Below are 16,234 nucleotides of genomic sequence, written 5' to 3' on the forward strand. Positions count from 1 at the left end.
GAAGATCCTGAGATCTTTTGGGGCACCTCTTTTTTAGTCATCTTTTTTATAGGGATACCTGTCTCGTGTCGTTTCGGAGCTTGCCGTGGGCTTCCTCCTGTCTTGGGTGGTGGGGAGATGCTTTATCCATGAATCGTATTCCGCCTAGCTGTTATCTCGATTTCCTGGAGTCATCCATTCGTCGCTTCGCTTGTCCGTAACCCGCTCTTCACGGAAGGACACTGGTCCAACACTGGTCCTCCCGGCGCAATTGTAAACAATTACCACATGAGGGATATAACGATTCCTTTACCTGATGCCGATAAGTTGAAGGGAAGATTTTAGTGACGAGGGAGTGTCCTCCCTGCGGATTGAAAGGATAGGAACCAATATGAAGACAAAGAAAACCAACCGGCTTCGGCGAAACATGATCATCACGTTTCTTGCGGTGCTGCTCGTTCCAAGCTTTGCGATTGGTTATATTACGTATCGCGACGCCAGCAATACTGTAGAGGAGGAAATTTTACGGAGTGCATCGCGGAGCGTGGAGACGGCCAATGATGTCATCAACCAGACGATCGAAAATAAAATTCATGACTTAAGCTATTTCAGCGGCAAGATCAAAGGGGCAGCGGTCGATCAGGAGCTGGCATCCGGCAGCGAAACGGGACTCGCGGCCGTGCTGCGGCAATATCTGGGGCTGCACCCCGAAACGGTCGATATTTTTGCCGGGACAGCCCGGGGCGGCATTCTGAAAGCCTCTACGGACAAGCTTCCTGAAGGGTATGACCCGAGACAGACCGAGTGGTATAAGCTGGCCGTCAACGCCAAGGGTGAACCGATCATTACGACGCCGTATGCGTCACAGGCCGGATCGATGATCGTTGTGACGATTGCGCAGATGCTCCCGGACGGATCCGGCGTGGTCGGCATTGATCTGAACTTAACCCAGATCCGCGATCTGGTTGAGGTCAAGGTTGGACGCGAAGGCTATACCATGGTGCTGGATCAGAAGCAGCACTATTTATTCCACCCGGAATACGCGGCCGGGACGGATGCATTGGCACAAGAGGCTTGGATCTCCCGCCTGTATGAGGGGACGGAAGGACAATTCCATTACGAGCATAACGGCGAGGATAAACAACTGAATTACATTACCAACGAACGGACCGGATGGAAGATTGCCGGAACGATGTATTTCTCGGAGGTGGAAGATTCCGTTCGCGGCATCCGGAATACGATGGTATTGGTGATGGCGTTGTCGCTTCTTGGCGCGTTTGCGCTGGCCATATGGAATATCCGCTCGGTGCTGAAGCCGATCCGCAAGCTGAGCAAGGCGACCGAAGTGATCAGCGACGGAGATTTGACTTATCGAATGAGCGGATTCAAGCGGGACGAAATCGGAGAATTGGCCGATCATTTCCAGGCTATGGTGGATAATCTGCGCGAAATGGTGCATGGCGTTATGGGGATGTCGGAGAATGTATCCGCCTCGTCGGAGGAGCTGTCGGCTAACGCGATGCAAAACACAGCGGCCGTCCAGCATGTGACCTCCTCGATTCAGGAGGTGGCGGCAGGCAGCGAGAGCCAGCTCTTCGCCGTCGAGGAAATCGTAAAGCGGATGAATCAAGTAACCCAGCATGCCGATTCCATTGCCGCTCTCCTTGAGGTTATGAGAGGGGCCATGAATCAGACGGAAGAGCTGGCCCAGGAAGGGAATACGGCCGTGATCACGGCTGCGGCTACGATGCAGGACATCAACCATTCGATGGAGGAGCTCGGCGGCGTCATCAGCCAGCTGTCCGAGCGGTCGGAGCAAATTCGCGGCATCGTCGGGACGATTGGCGAGATTGCCAAACAGACCAGCCTGCTGGCCCTTAATGCCTCCATTGAAGCATCGAGGGCGGGAGAACACGGCAGAGGATTTGCCGTCGTGGCCGCGGAAATTCGCAGCCTGGCGCATCGCTCGGAGGCATCGGCGCAGCATATTGCCGAGCTCATCGCCGCCATCCTGCAAGAGGTGGAACGGACGAATGCAGTAATGGCATCGGCCCAGGAGAACGTTTCCGAAGGCGTCGGCGCGGCTGACCTGACCGGACGCTCCTTCTCCCGTATTAAGAAGGCGGTCCACAAGGTGACCGGTCAGGTCAGCGAAACCGCCGAAACGGCTCGTCAGCTGGCGGACGACGCGAACGAAACGAGAACCGCTATCGATGCCATCCGGGATATTTCGGAGCAGACGTCCGGCCGGACGCAATCCATATCTGCCGCTTCCGAGGAGCAGCTTGCCTCGATGGAAGAGGTGAGCGCGTCGGCGACGGATTTGAGCCGGCAGGCGGAGGAGCTTCAAGAGCTGGTTCGGCGTTTCAAGGTTTAGCAGCTTAATAGGAGCGGGCTGAATTGCAGCACTTCGAGATGAACATTCAAGCAGCGAAGGAGATGAATTCCCTTTGCTGCTTTTTTTATGAGGACTGCGGCTCAAGTTTAAGACCAAAGTGACTTTCACTCTCGGGAGCGGGCCATTATACTGGAGTCAAATGGCAGAACCTGCACACTCTAGGAGAGCGAGGCAAAAAATAATGGCACAGCATATGAAAGATCGGGTTGTGGCCCTGGCCGGCCCCCGCAAAGCGGCGGAAATGGCTAAGCTGGTGGAGAACATGGGGGGAACCCCGCTGATTCGTCCGGCACAGGGGACGGTTTTTTTGGATGATGAGGTACTGCGTGAGTCGATTGAGAATTGGCTTAAAGAGCCCGCTCCGCCGTGGGCCATTTTTACGACGGGCATCGGCCTTGAAGCCATCTATGATATGGCGGAGCAGATGGGCGTTTTGGACCGGTTGAATGCAACGCTTACGCAAACAACCATTGCGGCAAGAGGCTACAAAACAGTGAACGCGTTGAAAAAAAGAGGGCTTACACCTATCGTGAGGGATGATGACGGCAGCACCTCCGGACTCATTCGGGCGCTGGAGCCGTTTGATCTGGCAGATAAGCGTATCGTTCTCCAGCTGCATGGCGAATCTGCCCCTAAGCTCGTGGAATGGCTGGAGAGCCGGGGCGCTCAGGTGGAGACGATCTTGCCGTATAAGCATATTCCGCCGCGGGAGGAAGACATCTCGCTGCTCGTTGACGAAATTATTCAGGGCAAGGTGGATGCCGTCGCGTTCACCAGTGCGCCGCAATTCCGGTTCCTGGCCGATTTCGCAAGAGATCACGGCAAGCTCGAGGCGGTGCTGGAGGCATTCCGGGGACCGGTGATCGCCGTTGCCGTCGGCAAGGTTACGGCACAGGGGCTGCGCGAGGAAGGAATCGCGCGCCTGCTAGTCCCCGAGGATGAGCGCATGGGCAGCATGATGGTCGAGCTCGGTCGATTTTTTGCCCAATCGGCGAATTAATGGCATGATAGGGGAGGGAGACGGGCGTGTCTTCCGGATTGAGCGTAAGGCTTGTGCATGTAATGGACCATCATGTGTAATATTGTAAGTAGTAAATAGGAGGATGCCCCATGGATAAAAGAAAAGCACTGCTGCTAGGCAGCTACACCCACCCCAAGTTTCACCCGCTCCAAGGGATCGATAAACAAGTGACACATCTTTTAAACGATATGTTCACGGTGCAGTGCACCGAAAATCATAAAATGCTCCATGAGAGCAATCTGTACCCTTATGAGCTGTGCATAGCCTACAGCGACTTGTGGGATGAGCGCGTATCTCCCCGGCAGACGGCGGGCCTGCTGTCTTACGTCAGCGGCGGCGGCGGCCTGCTTGTCATTCATAACGGGATCACGCTGGCTAACCGGTATGAGCTGGCTCAGCTCATCGGAGCGCGGTTTGACGGCCATCCGCCGATGGATAAGCTGTACTTCGTTCCCGCCGAGACCGGTCATGATATCACGGAAGGCGTGGAGCCGTTTGTATTGGATGAGGAGCCTTACCGCTTCACCTTTAGCCCGTTTACGGAAAAAACGGTGCTGCTGCACTACGAGTATGAAGGTCAGCAGTGGCCGGCAGCCTGGTGCCATACGTACGGCATCGGCCGTGTGGTCTTTATCATGCCGGGCCACCATGAGCCTAGCTTCCTTCAGCCGCAGCTTCGGAGGCTTATCACGCAGGCTGCCAAATGGGCGGCGCGCGTTCCGGGCTAGAACATACGGAGCATGCCTGTAGGAGGGATTGGATGAACAACGGGAAAATTTTAATCGTCGAGGATGAAGCTAAAATATCCCGTCTGCTGGAAATTGAGCTGGAGAGCGAGGGCTACGAGGTTGCCAAAGCGGATAACGGGCTTGATGCGCTGAGCGTATACCGAAGCGGGTCCTTCGATCTGATTCTGTTAGACGTCATGCTGCCGGGCATGAGCGGCATCGAGCTGCTGCGGCGCATCCGGAGCCAGGATACGCATACGGCGGTGCTGCTGCTCACCGCCAAGAGCTCGGTCGAGGATAAGGTGTCGGGTCTTGATCTGGGAGCTAATGATTATATCACGAAGCCGTTTCAGATCGAGGAGCTCCTCGCCAGAATTCGGGCCGCGCTCCGCCTTCAGGGGAGTCGCCAGAACGGTAATGACCCGGGGGAAGAATGGCTTTCGGCGGGAGATCTTAAGCTCCATGAAGGAACGCGCGAGGTGGTCAGGGCCGGAACGAAGATTGAGCTGACGCCCCGTGAATTCGACCTGCTCGTTTACCTGCTCAAAAATCAACGGCAGGTGCTGAACCGTGAGCAAATTCTGGCGGCGGTATGGGGATACGATTATTACGGCGATACGAATGTCGTCGATGTGTACATACGTTATGTGCGGAAGAAAATCGATCTTGACGGCCTGCCCGATCTGATTCATACCGTCCGCGGCGTCGGATATGTGCTGAAGGACAGCCCATGAAGCTGAGCAGCCGAATTCATCTGTATTCATCGGTACTTATGGCGGTCATTCTGATTGTCATGAATATTTTGGTTTACTTTGTATTCAGCCGGATGACGGTGGATAGCCAGCTTAAGCAGACGAAGGCCGAAGCCGTGCAGATTGCTGGAAATATGGTGGAGGCCGCGAAATCCGTCCCGCTCGCCGACTTGCAGCGCAGCTATGTTCCGGCTGGCGCAGGGATCAAGGTGGTCATGCCCGATAACAGCAGCCCCGAGCGGTTGACGACGGCGCCAGGCGTGGAGCTGGACGGCCTTGATGAGCCGTATGATACAAGGGAGCAGGTGCGGCTGATCACGATCCAAGGGGAAACGTACGCATTCGCCTCGATCCCGGTCATTTGGCCGGACGGCTCGGTCAACAATATTCAGCTTGCGCGCACGCTTGCTCTGACGATGGATATTCTGAAGGCGCTTCGTGTCGTGCTCGTGGCCGTCACGGCCATCGGCCTGATTCCGATCGTCGTGTCGACCCGCGTGCTGGGCCGCTTGATTATGCAGCCGATAACGGCGCTCACCCGCACGATGAAGGATATCCGCGAGAGCGGACGGTTCCGCCGGATCGAGCTTAAGGAGCAGCCGAAAAACGAGCTGACGGAGATGGGAGCGGCATTCAATGATATGATCACGCTGCTCGAGAGCAATCACGAGAAGCAGGAGCAGTTCGTATCCAACGCCTCGCACGAGCTGAAGACCCCGCTTACGATTATCGAGAGCTATGCCAGCCTGCTGAAGCGCAGAGGACTTGAGCGGCCGGAGCTGTTTCAGGAGTCGGTGGAAGCGATCCATTCGGAAGCGATCCGAATGAAGGAGATGACCGAGCAGCTGCTGCTGCTGGCGAAGAATCAGGATTCATGGAAGATCGAGCTGGAATCGGTGGAGCTCTCCGATCTGGCAAGCGGATCGGCACGTGCGATCCGGGACGCCTACAGCCGGAAGGTTGACGTCCGCGCTGAAGGCGAGGTGCACGCCTGGACGGACAGCCGCAGGCTGAAGCAGCTGCTGTTCATCCTCCTTGATAATGCCCGCAAGTACAGCGATGAGTCGATCGTCATCGAAGTCGGACGAAAGCCGCCTGGGGTATACATTCGGGTTATTGACCGGGGAATCGGGATATCGAAGGAAGATCTGGAGCATGTGTTTGACCGTTTCTACCGGGTCGATGAAGCTCGCGGCAGGAAAACCGGCGGAGCAGGGCTCGGCTTGTCGCTGGCGAAAGAGATTGCGGAGGCCATCGGCGCCGAGCTGGAGCTTGAAAGCCTGCCGGGAGTCGGGACCACCGCGACGATTCGGCTGCAGCCTCCCGAGGCCCGAAGTTAAGGTTAAAACGTCCTCTTGTTTCTCATCGATTTCTAACCTTGCTGCGGTATACTTGCGTTAATTAAACAGAATGTACCCGAGGTGATTGGGATGCGAAAACAAATGGGGATGCTGACGGGCGGTGTTCTGCTGGTCGTGGTCGTTGTGGCAGGTACGCTGCTGTGGAAGCCGTTCAGCGCATCGTCGGAGCGTATGAGCGAGGATGAAATCATAAGTAAAGTGAATTTGCTCTATTCGGGGACGATAACGGATACTGAATTGGACGGCGACGTGTACCGGGTTCAGCTGGTATCCGATCTCGGCAAGTATGATTTGGCTGTGGATGCCCGCGAGGGAACCATTGTGTCGATCAAACAGCTGGAAAGGGGGAAGGGCGAGGGCGTGCCTGGTAATCAGGATCCGACCGGACAGCAGCCCGAACCTCCTGCGCCGGATAACGGCGGGAAGGATCCGAGCGAAGGGCAGGGTCCGAGCGAAGGGCAGGGTCAGGGCAATAACCCTCCAGCAGCGGAACCGAACGGGGAGGGATCCGGCGGAACCCCGAAAGACCCTGACGATGGCGAAGGCACCGAGCCGGAGAATCCGCCGATGCGGATGATCACGAGGGAGCACGCGGAGAAGGTGTCGCTCGCCAAGGTTCCCGGGACGATCGAGGATATCGAATACCGCGAAGATGACGGCGTTCGCTATTATCTGGTCGAAATCGAGAAGAGCGACGGGCGGGAAGCCACCATTCAGGTTCATGCCATTACCGGCAAGATTATGACCGTCACATGGGATGATTGAGGGAACGAGACGTAATCAAGATTCGATGCCGAGCTGCTTCTTGATTTTCACATCGTGAACATTAGATGGCATTCCGCACAGCCTCCTGCTTCTGCACAACCTTCATCATTTGTTCGTCGTAGTCCGGAAGCTTTTATCATCGTTTTCTAATCTTTCTCTCTGAATGCTCTCATGTTGGGGCGTTATAGTGAAATTGTAAAGAGAACGACTGATAAGCATGAGGAGGTAATAACGATGGGAACGAACAAGACGAGAAAAAGAATACTTTGGGCCGGTGCACTGTCTGTGGCTATAGCGGCAAGCGGCGTATACGGATATAACGCCGTGCAGGCTGCCGGCTCGAACGGAAGCGCAAGCACCGGTGCTGCGACTGCAGCGCAAACGGGCAAACAGCTGATCAGTGTCGAGAAGGCGGAGCAGCTTGCTCTGGCTGTCGCCAAGGGAACGGTAAAAGATATTGATCTGGTACACTATAAAGGACGGCTCGCTTATAAGGTGTACATCCAACAAAGCGACCGGGGCACCAAGCTGTGGATTGATGCAGCAACCGGGAAGTCGCTTGGGAAGCGGACTTTCGAATACCATGACGACTACGATCGGGATGATGATTACGAGGATGACCGCGATCGTTATCCCAGCGGCTTGATCGGGGCAGGGAAGGCCGCTGCAGCTGCATTGAAGCATGCAGGAGGCGGCACGGTGACTGATGTCGATCTGGATGAGGACGATAACCGCTGGATCTATGACGTTGAAGTGAAGACCTCCAAAGGCAGCATGGAAGTCGAGGTCAACGCCCTGAGCGGGAAAATCGTAAAGTCCGAGTACGATCACGACGATGATGATCAAAATGACGATCATGACGATGATCACGACGACGACCGTTACGATGATGATCACGACGACGATGACGATGATCGTTATGACGATTAAGCTCAAGTGATGCTGTTAAAAGATTGAAGACCGCGGGGCAATGCCCTTCGGTCTGTTTTCTTTTCTTAACCTATGAAGCGTTAGAGATCGCCATCACTGCCCTCATATTTACGGCCGGATCCGGGTAATTCTAAGTACATAAGGAATTGGCAATATTCCGACATATAAGCTGTGATTGCCCTCGAGACATGGGTGCTGAAGCCTGCGGATAGATGTTTTTACCAGCGCGAACGGTTATAATGGAACCAGACAAGATCGGGAGGGATAGAATCATGAGTGATCTTTTTAAGAAAGCAATCTCGTTAGGATTGGGCCTTACCGTTGTCAGCAAAGAAAAAGTCGAGAAAATCGTGGATGATCTGGTCAAGCGGGGGGAGCTGGCGCCCACCGAATCCAAAGCGCTGGTGAATCGCCTCATTGAACGCGGCGAGGAAGAGCAGTCCCAGATCAAGACGTATATTTATGAACAGGTGCAGCGCGTACTGTCCGAACTGGACGTGCCGAAAGGAACCGATGTCGCTAGCCTGGAACAGCGCATCGCTGTCCTTGAGAAGAAAATCGTGGAATTGGAAGGGCCGCAGCAGGATTAGATGGCGGTCCGATTGAGGCATGCCGGACGCTACCGGGAAATCGCCATGGCGCTAATGCGCCATGGCTTTGGCTATATGGTGGAGGAGATGGGACTGTTCCATGTCCTGTCGATGCCCGTCCGCTGGAGCTCCAGGGAACAGCCGGAGACCATTACCCTCGGGGAACGGATTCGGAGGGTGCTGGAGGATCTAGGACCGGCATTCGTGAAGCTGGGCCAATTAGCGAGCACAAGATCGGATCTGCTGCCTGACCATATTATCCAGGAATTGGTCAAGCTGCAGGAGCGGGTTCCTCCGTTCTCTTCCGCCAGCGCGCGGGAGCTGATCGAGCAGGAATGGGGCATGCCGATACATGAAGTATTGCAGGAATTTGAGGAGAAGCCGCTTGCCGCTGCTTCGATCGGGCAGGTGCATGCCGGCCGTTTGAAGAGCGGTGAGCGTGTGGCGATCAAGGTGCAGCGGCCGGGCGTAGCCCGGATGATCGGACGCGATCTGGAAATCCTGCGCGATATGATCTCGATTGCCGAGCGCCACTGGGATTGGGTGAAGCAGTACCGGGTGGACCGGATTGTGGACGAATTCGCCAGGGCGATGATGGCGGAGCTGGATTATAGTCATGAGGCACGGAACGCCGAGAAAATCTCGTCCAGGCTGAATGACCATGAGTATATCCGTATCCCGCGGATTTATTGGGAATATACGTCCTCGAAAGTGCTGATGATGGAGTTCGCGGAGGGCATTACGCTCAGCCGTCGGCAGGAGCTGGCCGCCAAGGGTTATGACCTGAAGGAAATTGCGGAGCATCTGATCGACGGCATGCTTCAACAGATTTTTATCGAGGGCTTTTTCCATGCGGATCCCCATCCGGGCAATCTGCTTGTCGCCGAGGACGGAAAGCTCGTCTTCTTGGATTTTGGACTGGTCGGGCAGTTGAGCGAGGACATGAGGGATCATCTGTCGGGGCTGATCATTGCATTGATGCGCCGAAATTCGGAAGGAATGATCCGCGCGATTTCCAAGATGGGACTCATACCCGAGGATTGCGATATGGACGCCTTGCGGTCGGATATGGACCGGCTGCGGAGCGAATATTATGACGTGCCGTTCTCTCAAGTGCGGTTAGGTAAGGCGCTTACCGACCTGTTCACCGTTGCCCAGCGTCACCGGATTATGCTCCCGCCGGATTTGACGCTGCTCGGCAAATCGCTGCTTACGCTGGAAGGAGTCATCGAAATGCTGGATCCCGAAATCAGCATCATCGACATGGCGGAGCCTTTCGGACGGAAGCTGCTGAAGGAGCGCTATAATTCGCGCAGGATTGGAAGGAAGGTGCTGGACGGGCTGGCGGGGCTTGCAGAAAGCCTCCTGGACTTGCCGGGACAGGCCAGGCAGCTGTCCGCCCTGATCAGCAAAGGGAAGCTCCGGGTGGAAATCAGCGTGCCGGAGCTGCAGCAGCTGATGCGGAAGCTGGATCAGATCAGCAACCGGCTCTCCTTCAGCATCGTTTTGCTGGCCTTCAGCATTATTATGGTAGGACTCATCATCGGTTCCTCCTTGAGCCGGGAGCCCATGATGCTGTGGAATTTTCCGGTGATCGAGGTCGGATTCATCGTGGCGCTCCTCATGGTGGCATGGCTGCTGTATTCGATCTTCAAATCGGGGCGTTTCTAGCCGTGGGCGCTTACCAAGGCTGTTTAGCCGGGAGCCGCTGCCTTGGCCCGTTTACGCTGCTGGATCCAGGCCTGAACGCCGATCAGGACCCATTCGATGAAATGGTAGAATACGGCGATGATGATTGCATGGAGCCAGCCGCCGACCGGAATGGCGGGAATGACCGAAGCAAGTGCGTAAACCAGGATCGAATCGGTGATTATAGTGACGGTCTGCTTAACGTATACGGAAGCGTCCCGCCGCAGCCATAGTCGCAGCAGGGTAATCATGATCGGGTGCACGAGGCCTTCAAAGATCAGAAACCCGATCAGGAGCAGCAGGGGCAGGCTTAGCAGCACGCCGCCGCCGTTATAGGCAAGCATCTGTCCCGCAGAATCGGTCACCTGGAACAGCAGTGCGTACAGGACGGAGAACAGCTCGATCGGCACAATGATAAAGGCAGCGAGAAGCGGTACAAGCCACAGCTTCCTCTTAAGAGGCACGGGCGGCTCCCCGTCCCGTCTTGAAACATAATTCATCATCATGTTAATCAAGGTGAACAGGATCAGCAGAACGATTACAGTGACTATGAGCTGGAGCGGGTTCATTCGGGACACCTCCTTGCCGTGGTGGGATGAATCTTCTAATATTGACATTACCAAAGACAGGATCATTTGTCAGTTTCTTAATACGATTTCAATAGCGAAAAATACTTAAATGAGGTGGAACGTTTGCCGAACTTTCAACAGCTGGGCATTGACGAGCAGAGAGTGAGAAAACTGAAGGAGCAGGGAATCGCGGTACCGACGCCGGTACAGCAGGAGACGATTCCGCTGCTGCTGGAAGGGAAGGATGTCATTGCCCGGGCGCGGACCGGAACCGGCAAAACGCTGGCCTTCATGCTCCCGATTTTGCAGCATATCGATCCGAATCGGCCTTTTCCGCAAGCGCTCATTATCGCCCCAACCCGGGAGCTGGCCCTCCAGATCACGGAGGAAGCCCGGAAGCTGACCGCAGGGGAACCGGACGGGATTAAAATATTGGCCGTGTACGGCGGCCAGGATGTCGAGAAGCAGCTGCGCAAGCTGGAAGGCGGCCGTCATTTGATTATCGGCACGCCGGGAAGGCTGCTGGATCATCTGCGCCGCGGCACGCTGGAGCTCGGCGGAGTCAAAATGCTCGTGCTCGATGAAGCGGATCAAATGCTGCATATGGGCTTTTTGGCCGAAGTGGAGGCGCTGATCGATGCCCTTCCATACCGCCGCCAGACGATGCTCTTCTCGGCCACGATGCCTGCCGGGGTAAAGCAGCTTGCGGCTCGTTATATGAATAAACCTGAAGATATTGTGATTAAAGGGGCATCTCCTATTCCGCTGGAGCAGATCAAGCAGGTGGTTGTCGAGTGTACCGACCGCTCCAAGCAGGACGCCCTCCGGGCCATGATCGAGCGGTACCGGCCGTTTCTTGCCATCATCTTCTGCCGTACCAAGCGGCGGGCATCGGCTCTTAACGAAGCCCTGCTCTCTGCCGGATACGAATCGGACGAGCTCCACGGCGACCTGTCCCAGGCCAAGCGCGAAGCGGTCATGAAACGGTTTCGGGAAGCCAAGCTTCAGCTCTTGGTCGCCACGGACGTGGCCGCCCGGGGGCTCGATGTGGAGGGGGTTACGCATGTATTTAACTACGATATGCCCCATGATGTTGAAAGTTACATCCACCGGATCGGCCGGACCGGACGCGCGGGAGGCAGCGGAATGGCAGTGACCTTTATGGCGGCCAAGGACCGTTCGGACCTGGCGCGGATCGAGGAGGGCATTTCGCTTCGCTTGAAGCGGGTGCGCTATGACGCATACGAGGGGAATATCCAGGAGGATCGCGGAGACAACCCGGGTATGGAGTCCGGCCGTCCGAGAAAAGCTAGACATGTCTCTTCGCTCGAGTCTGACCGCGAGCGCGGCCAAGGCGGCGGACGAAGAGAGGGCGGAACGGGATCGGCACGCCGCGGTCAATCGGACCGCAGCGCAAGAGGCGGCAGCGCCGATGGCCGGAGCCGTTCCCAAGCCAAGGGGAGGGCGGAGCAGCCCCGCAGGGAAGAAAGCGCCGGACGCGGTGGCGGCCGAGGAAGATTGGTAGCTGCCGATGACCGCGGCCGCGGGCAGAGCAAAGGCCAAGGCGGTGCCGGCCGGGGATCGGCAAGATCCGGCGGCCGCAGCGGCAGTCCGGCCCGGGGCCAGGCCAACCAGGGCGGCAGCCGCGGTTCCGGCAGTCGGGGAGGAAGCGGCCGGAACGGAGGACGCCGCGGCCGTTAACGCCATCCGGTGGTTCATTTGCAGACCTTGCGGTTAATAACTGATCGTTACCTAATCCATCACAAGGAGGCGTTATCATGTCTGAACATAATCATGTCGTGAACAAAAACGGTGAGCTCGACGTAAGTAAGGTCGATGACGCAATGGATCGGATTGACGATAAGGAGAAGGAGCGGATTCTGGCGGATTTCGATTCGTTTCAAGCCTACTTGAACAAGCGAATCCAGCTGGCCGAGAGCATCGGATTGAATGAGGAGCAGCTTGCCCAGGCGGCGGAGAAGGTGGCCGGCTATCTGGCTGCAAACGAAGAGCCGAGAAATTCGGAGGAGAAGCTTCTTCAGGAATTGTGGAAGGTGGGCACGCCCGAGGAGCAGCACAAGCTGGCTCATCTCCTCGTCAAGCTGGCCCAGAAACGTTAAGGAACAGGTCGTTTTCAAAGCGTTAAGGCGCAGGTCGTGTTCAAAGCGCGTCAGTATGTCTTCTCCGGCGGGTGCTGCCGGGGAGGGCTTTTTTGATTTTCGTTGGTTTTTGTCCGGTTTTATAGAAATGAAGCTGCCTGAAATAGGGTCTAAATTCATCTCCTCTTGGGAAGGATTTTGCCGTATTATAAAGGTTGGAGTATTGATACATAGGGATGATTATATAGGATGAAGAATTCAGTATGGTAAGGGAGCAGGGGCATGACACGCAATCGGTCCACATCCCGTTCCATATCTTATATAAGTCAAACGTTGAAGACAAAGGAGTTGCCTGCATGTCCCTCTTGATTCATGAGCAGAAAAAGCCCAAGATGCAGCCCTTTTACTGGGTGCTGACATTTGAGGCGTATACGATCGGCCTACTGATCGGCCTCGCCCTGATCGTCGGCCCGGTTATGCTTCTGCTTCGCTGGCCTTCCGTCTGGACCTGGCTTAGCTTGCTAGCCGTGCCTGTCGGAATCATCATGTTCGTCAAATTGTTGAGAAGTCTGAGGAAGCAGGTGTGGGCCAATACGCATCTGGACCGATTCGCGCTGTATGAGGATCGCGTTGAATACGAGCTGTGGGATCCGGCTACGGGAGAATCGGAGCAAGGGAGTGTCTCCCTGACCGATGTGACGGAGATGTACTATGGCCGTTACGTGCTGCAATACAGCTATGCTTATAAGAAAACCAAAATGATGGAAAGAAGCCCGATGTTCGAATTGATGCCGGTCCTGTACCTGATTGCCCGAAGCGGGATGAGGGAGCGGGCCATCGCCGTTCCGTTCCTGGATCCGATGGACGCGAACCGCTGGCTGGAGGCCGTGGGCCAAAGAAATATACCGCTGTACCTTACCTCGCTCGTCATCCATGATTTCAGGGATGCCTCGGTGCCGCAGCAGCTGCGGAGCGATGAAGATTTGAAGGCAGCGGAATTTGACGGGAATATCGAACGTGACTTCCGTCCGTATATGGAGGAGTTAATCGAAGAGGAGCAGCAGCGCGAGTATACGGAAGCCGAGCTGGAAGAGCTTGAGCATGAGATGAAGCGGCTGGAATACGAGGAGGAGCTGAGAAAAAGGAAATCCGCCTTTCGCGGGGTCGGGAAGCTGGCTTGGCTCGTATTCCCGGTTCAATTCGCTATCGGCTATTGGCTGGTAAGATTATCGGATAACGGCTCAATTGACCCGAACAATTACGCCTATTCGATTTCGCTGCTCGGCTGCGGCAGCATTCTGTTCTTTCTCCTCGTGAAGTGGATGAGATGGCCGCAGATCCTTATCTTTTCCTTGGTTTCGCTGTTTACGTTCTTTTTTGTGGACTTCTCCGATGTTGAGACTGACCCCACCTATATTATGTCAGGAAGTCTGATAGCATTGTCCTTCATGCTTCTGCCGCTATATGGGCTGGTCTATCTTGGGCTCCGCCGATTGCGGAAGAACCGCGATGCCAGGAATTTGCCGCCGGCGCCTGAACCGTACAGACCAGCCGGCCACCCCCCTGAACCGGAGATCGATTGGTCAAAGGGCCAGCAGCTGTAATGGGAATCGAGCAGCTAGGCTGGGCCGTACGCTTGCCAATAAAACGGATGTACCGCGCAAAGTGAATTAAGCAGCTGTCGTTCGCACGGACCAATATGTGATAAGCAAGTAAAGAAGCGCAGCCCTAGGGCTGCGCTTCGTATTGAAATTGGTAGGTATTCATCGGCTGACTTGTATATGTCGAGTCGAGCTTCCTTTTCTCCCCGGGCGCAAGCGTTACTTGCTCGTAGGTTTCGGTAAAGACCTCTTCTTCGTTCATATCATACACGGTGACCTTAATATCCCCGGTGAACGTTTCGCTGCTGTGGTAATTGCCGGCATAGACGAGAATATCCGTGTCCTCCTTGCCTCCGTAAGCCCCGACATAAACGATGATATGATCCTGAACGCTCGACAGGCTGGATTTCTCCTTCAGTTCTTCGAATCTTTGGTCGAGCTTCGTCTGCATCGTTTCTTGCTTATACAAGGAATCCTGCGTAATCAGCCCCACGGGAATCGTCACGATAAAATAAAATACCAATGCCGAGAGGCCGGTACTGCGCAATACGGTTTTCCGGTCGTACTTGCCAATCATGAGTCCCACCCCAGCAATCAGGGCAAAGAAGACGACAATGAGATGCCAAGGGGATACGAACATTTCCGGGTATAATTTCATGCTACTTCCTCGCTTACATGTGAAATGGCAGCTGTACGCTGCAGCCGGGCACATCCACTCTATCCATTACCCGCAAGGGGGAAGGGACGAAACGGATGAGCTGTACGGCAAAACAGGCTGTAGGTATTCCTCGCCTGCCCAATAAAAATATCATAATACAAATGCTTTCATTTGGGTATCAGTCCGAGGTATGGAAATTTGGATTCACCCCACGATATCAGGTATGATGAGGAGTAGATGGTGCACGCCCGATCAGCGTTATCCGAACAGGGCAGCACGATAGAGGAGGGAATGAATGATGTCAATCTATGATTATCAAGCCGTCGATACACAAGGCAAAACCGTTTCGCTTGAGGCTTATAAGGGCAGCGTGCTGCTGGTTGCGAACACGGCCAGTCAATGCGGGCTGACACCGCAGTACGGGGAGCTTCAGGAGCTATATGAGCAGTATAAATCCAAAGGCCTGGAGGTGCTGGGCTTTCCTTGCAACCAATTCGGAGCACAGGAGCCGGGTACAAGCGAGGAAGCGGAAGCGTTCTGCCAGTTGAATTACGGCGTAACGTTCAAGATATTCGCAAAGATTGATGTGAATGGGGAAGGGGCGCATCCGCTGTTTCAATATTTGAAGTCCCAGAAGCCAGGTCATGAAGGAAACGGAGAGATTGCCTGGAACTTCACCAAGTTTCTTGTGAGCCGCGAGGGCGAAATCGTGCACCGGTTTGAGCCGCGGGAAACCGCTGAATCGATGAAAAGCGCGATTGAATCGCTGCTGGATGAATGATTTAGAGAGTTTTGTTCAATGCTGAAGAGTAGGGCTGTAAGTGCCGGGGGCTAGCTGGACGATCCGGTCACTGCAGTCCTGCTTTTTGCTGTGCGGGCCGATTTGAACGCCTCAGCTCATGATTCGCCGTTTCGATCCTGGCCAAGCCGACCGAAATAGTATGTTCCGCACCCAGCGAATTCATTCCCTTTTATGCTGCAACAGAATCAGGATAAGTACCAGCCTTTTGCATCATGATAAAAGTCAATGGAATGGGTCACGATAAGATTGTGAAAATGTGAACAATGTGTGGCTATTCCCAAAGCCTATTGAA

General features: G+C 55.1%; 15 protein-coding genes. 13 read left to right on the plus strand and 2 right to left on the minus strand.

Annotated elements, in window-relative coordinates; all coding sequences use genetic code 11:
- Positions 1-370: 370 nt before the first annotated feature.
- From BBD41_RS16180 to BBD41_RS16220, 9 genes are all read left to right on the plus strand, one after another.
- Positions 371-2,356: a methyl-accepting chemotaxis protein gene (locus tag BBD41_RS16180; protein ID WP_099478194.1), complete on the plus strand. Its 1,986-nt coding sequence runs from the start codon at positions 371-373 to the stop codon at positions 2,354-2,356.
- 202 nt (positions 2,357-2,558) lie between these two features.
- Positions 2,559-3,377, plus strand: a complete 819-nt coding sequence (locus BBD41_RS16185; protein WP_099478195.1) for a uroporphyrinogen-III synthase — start codon at positions 2,559-2,561, stop codon at positions 3,375-3,377.
- 110 nt (positions 3,378-3,487) lie between these two features.
- Entirely contained in the window at positions 3,488-4,126 is a 639-nt protein-coding gene (locus tag BBD41_RS16190; protein ID WP_077568489.1) for a ThuA domain-containing protein, read from the plus strand.
- A 32-nt stretch (positions 4,127-4,158) separates the two neighbouring features.
- Positions 4,159-4,860 carry a response regulator transcription factor gene (locus BBD41_RS16195; RefSeq protein WP_077568488.1) on the plus strand — a complete coding sequence of 234 codons (702 nt, stop codon included), beginning with the start codon at positions 4,159-4,161 and terminating at the stop codon, positions 4,858-4,860.
- Entirely contained in the window at positions 4,857-6,218 is a 1,362-nt protein-coding gene (locus tag BBD41_RS16200) for a sensor histidine kinase (protein WP_099478196.1), read from the plus strand. The genes BBD41_RS16195 and BBD41_RS16200 overlap by 4 nt, the downstream gene beginning before the upstream one ends.
- 90 nt (positions 6,219-6,308) lie before the next feature.
- Positions 6,309-7,004 (plus strand): PepSY domain-containing protein, encoded by a 696-nt coding sequence (locus BBD41_RS16205; RefSeq protein WP_099478197.1) that lies wholly within the window; start codon positions 6,309-6,311, stop codon positions 7,002-7,004.
- Between the two features lie 234 nt (positions 7,005-7,238).
- Entirely contained in the window at positions 7,239-7,934 is a 696-nt protein-coding gene (locus tag BBD41_RS16210) for a PepSY domain-containing protein (RefSeq protein ID WP_099478198.1), read from the plus strand.
- A gap of 272 nt (positions 7,935-8,206) precedes the next feature.
- Complete coding sequence (locus BBD41_RS16215; RefSeq protein ID WP_028404109.1) at positions 8,207-8,524, plus strand: phasin family protein; 318 nt, start codon at positions 8,207-8,209, stop codon at positions 8,522-8,524.
- The gene (locus BBD41_RS16220; RefSeq protein ID WP_099478199.1) at positions 8,525-10,195 is read left to right on the plus strand and encodes an ABC1 kinase family protein; all 1,671 of its coding nucleotides are present in this window, start codon (positions 8,525-8,527) and stop codon (positions 10,193-10,195) included. It abuts the gene before it with no gap.
- Between the two features lie 23 nt (positions 10,196-10,218).
- On the opposite strand, the gene BBD41_RS16225 is transcribed toward BBD41_RS16220, so the two are convergent.
- Positions 10,219-10,782, minus strand: a complete 564-nt coding sequence (locus BBD41_RS16225) for a hypothetical protein (protein ID WP_099478200.1) — start codon at positions 10,780-10,782, stop codon at positions 10,219-10,221.
- Between the two features lie 123 nt (positions 10,783-10,905).
- Between BBD41_RS16225 and BBD41_RS16230 the strand changes: the two genes are divergently transcribed.
- From BBD41_RS16230 to BBD41_RS16240, 3 genes are all read left to right on the plus strand, one after another.
- Positions 10,906-12,483, plus strand: coding sequence for a DEAD/DEAH box helicase (locus BBD41_RS16230; RefSeq protein WP_099478201.1), 1,578 nt, complete (start codon positions 10,906-10,908; stop codon positions 12,481-12,483).
- A 77-nt stretch (positions 12,484-12,560) separates the two neighbouring features.
- A complete protein-coding gene (locus BBD41_RS16235; RefSeq protein ID WP_077568482.1) occupies positions 12,561-12,902 on the plus strand; it encodes a DUF3243 domain-containing protein in 342 nt (113 codons plus the stop codon).
- A gap of 335 nt (positions 12,903-13,237) precedes the next feature.
- On the plus strand, positions 13,238-14,485 hold the full coding sequence (locus BBD41_RS16240; RefSeq protein WP_099480656.1) for a hypothetical protein: 1,248 nt from the start codon (positions 13,238-13,240) through the stop codon (positions 14,483-14,485).
- Between the two features lie 124 nt (positions 14,486-14,609).
- On the opposite strand, the gene BBD41_RS16245 is transcribed toward BBD41_RS16240, so the two are convergent.
- Positions 14,610-15,140 (minus strand): hypothetical protein, encoded by a 531-nt coding sequence (locus BBD41_RS16245; protein WP_077568481.1) that lies wholly within the window; start codon positions 15,138-15,140, stop codon positions 14,610-14,612.
- Positions 15,141-15,438: 298 nt separating this feature from the next.
- Between BBD41_RS16245 and BBD41_RS16250 the strand changes: the two genes are divergently transcribed.
- Positions 15,439-15,921 (plus strand): glutathione peroxidase, encoded by a 483-nt coding sequence (locus tag BBD41_RS16250; RefSeq protein WP_099478202.1) that lies wholly within the window; start codon positions 15,439-15,441, stop codon positions 15,919-15,921.
- Positions 15,922-16,234: the final 313 nt, after the last annotated feature.

It is taken from the genome of Paenibacillus ihbetae (genome assembly GCF_002741055.1).
GTDB classification, from domain to species: domain Bacteria; phylum Bacillota; class Bacilli; order Paenibacillales; family Paenibacillaceae; genus Paenibacillus_AQ; species Paenibacillus_AQ ihbetae.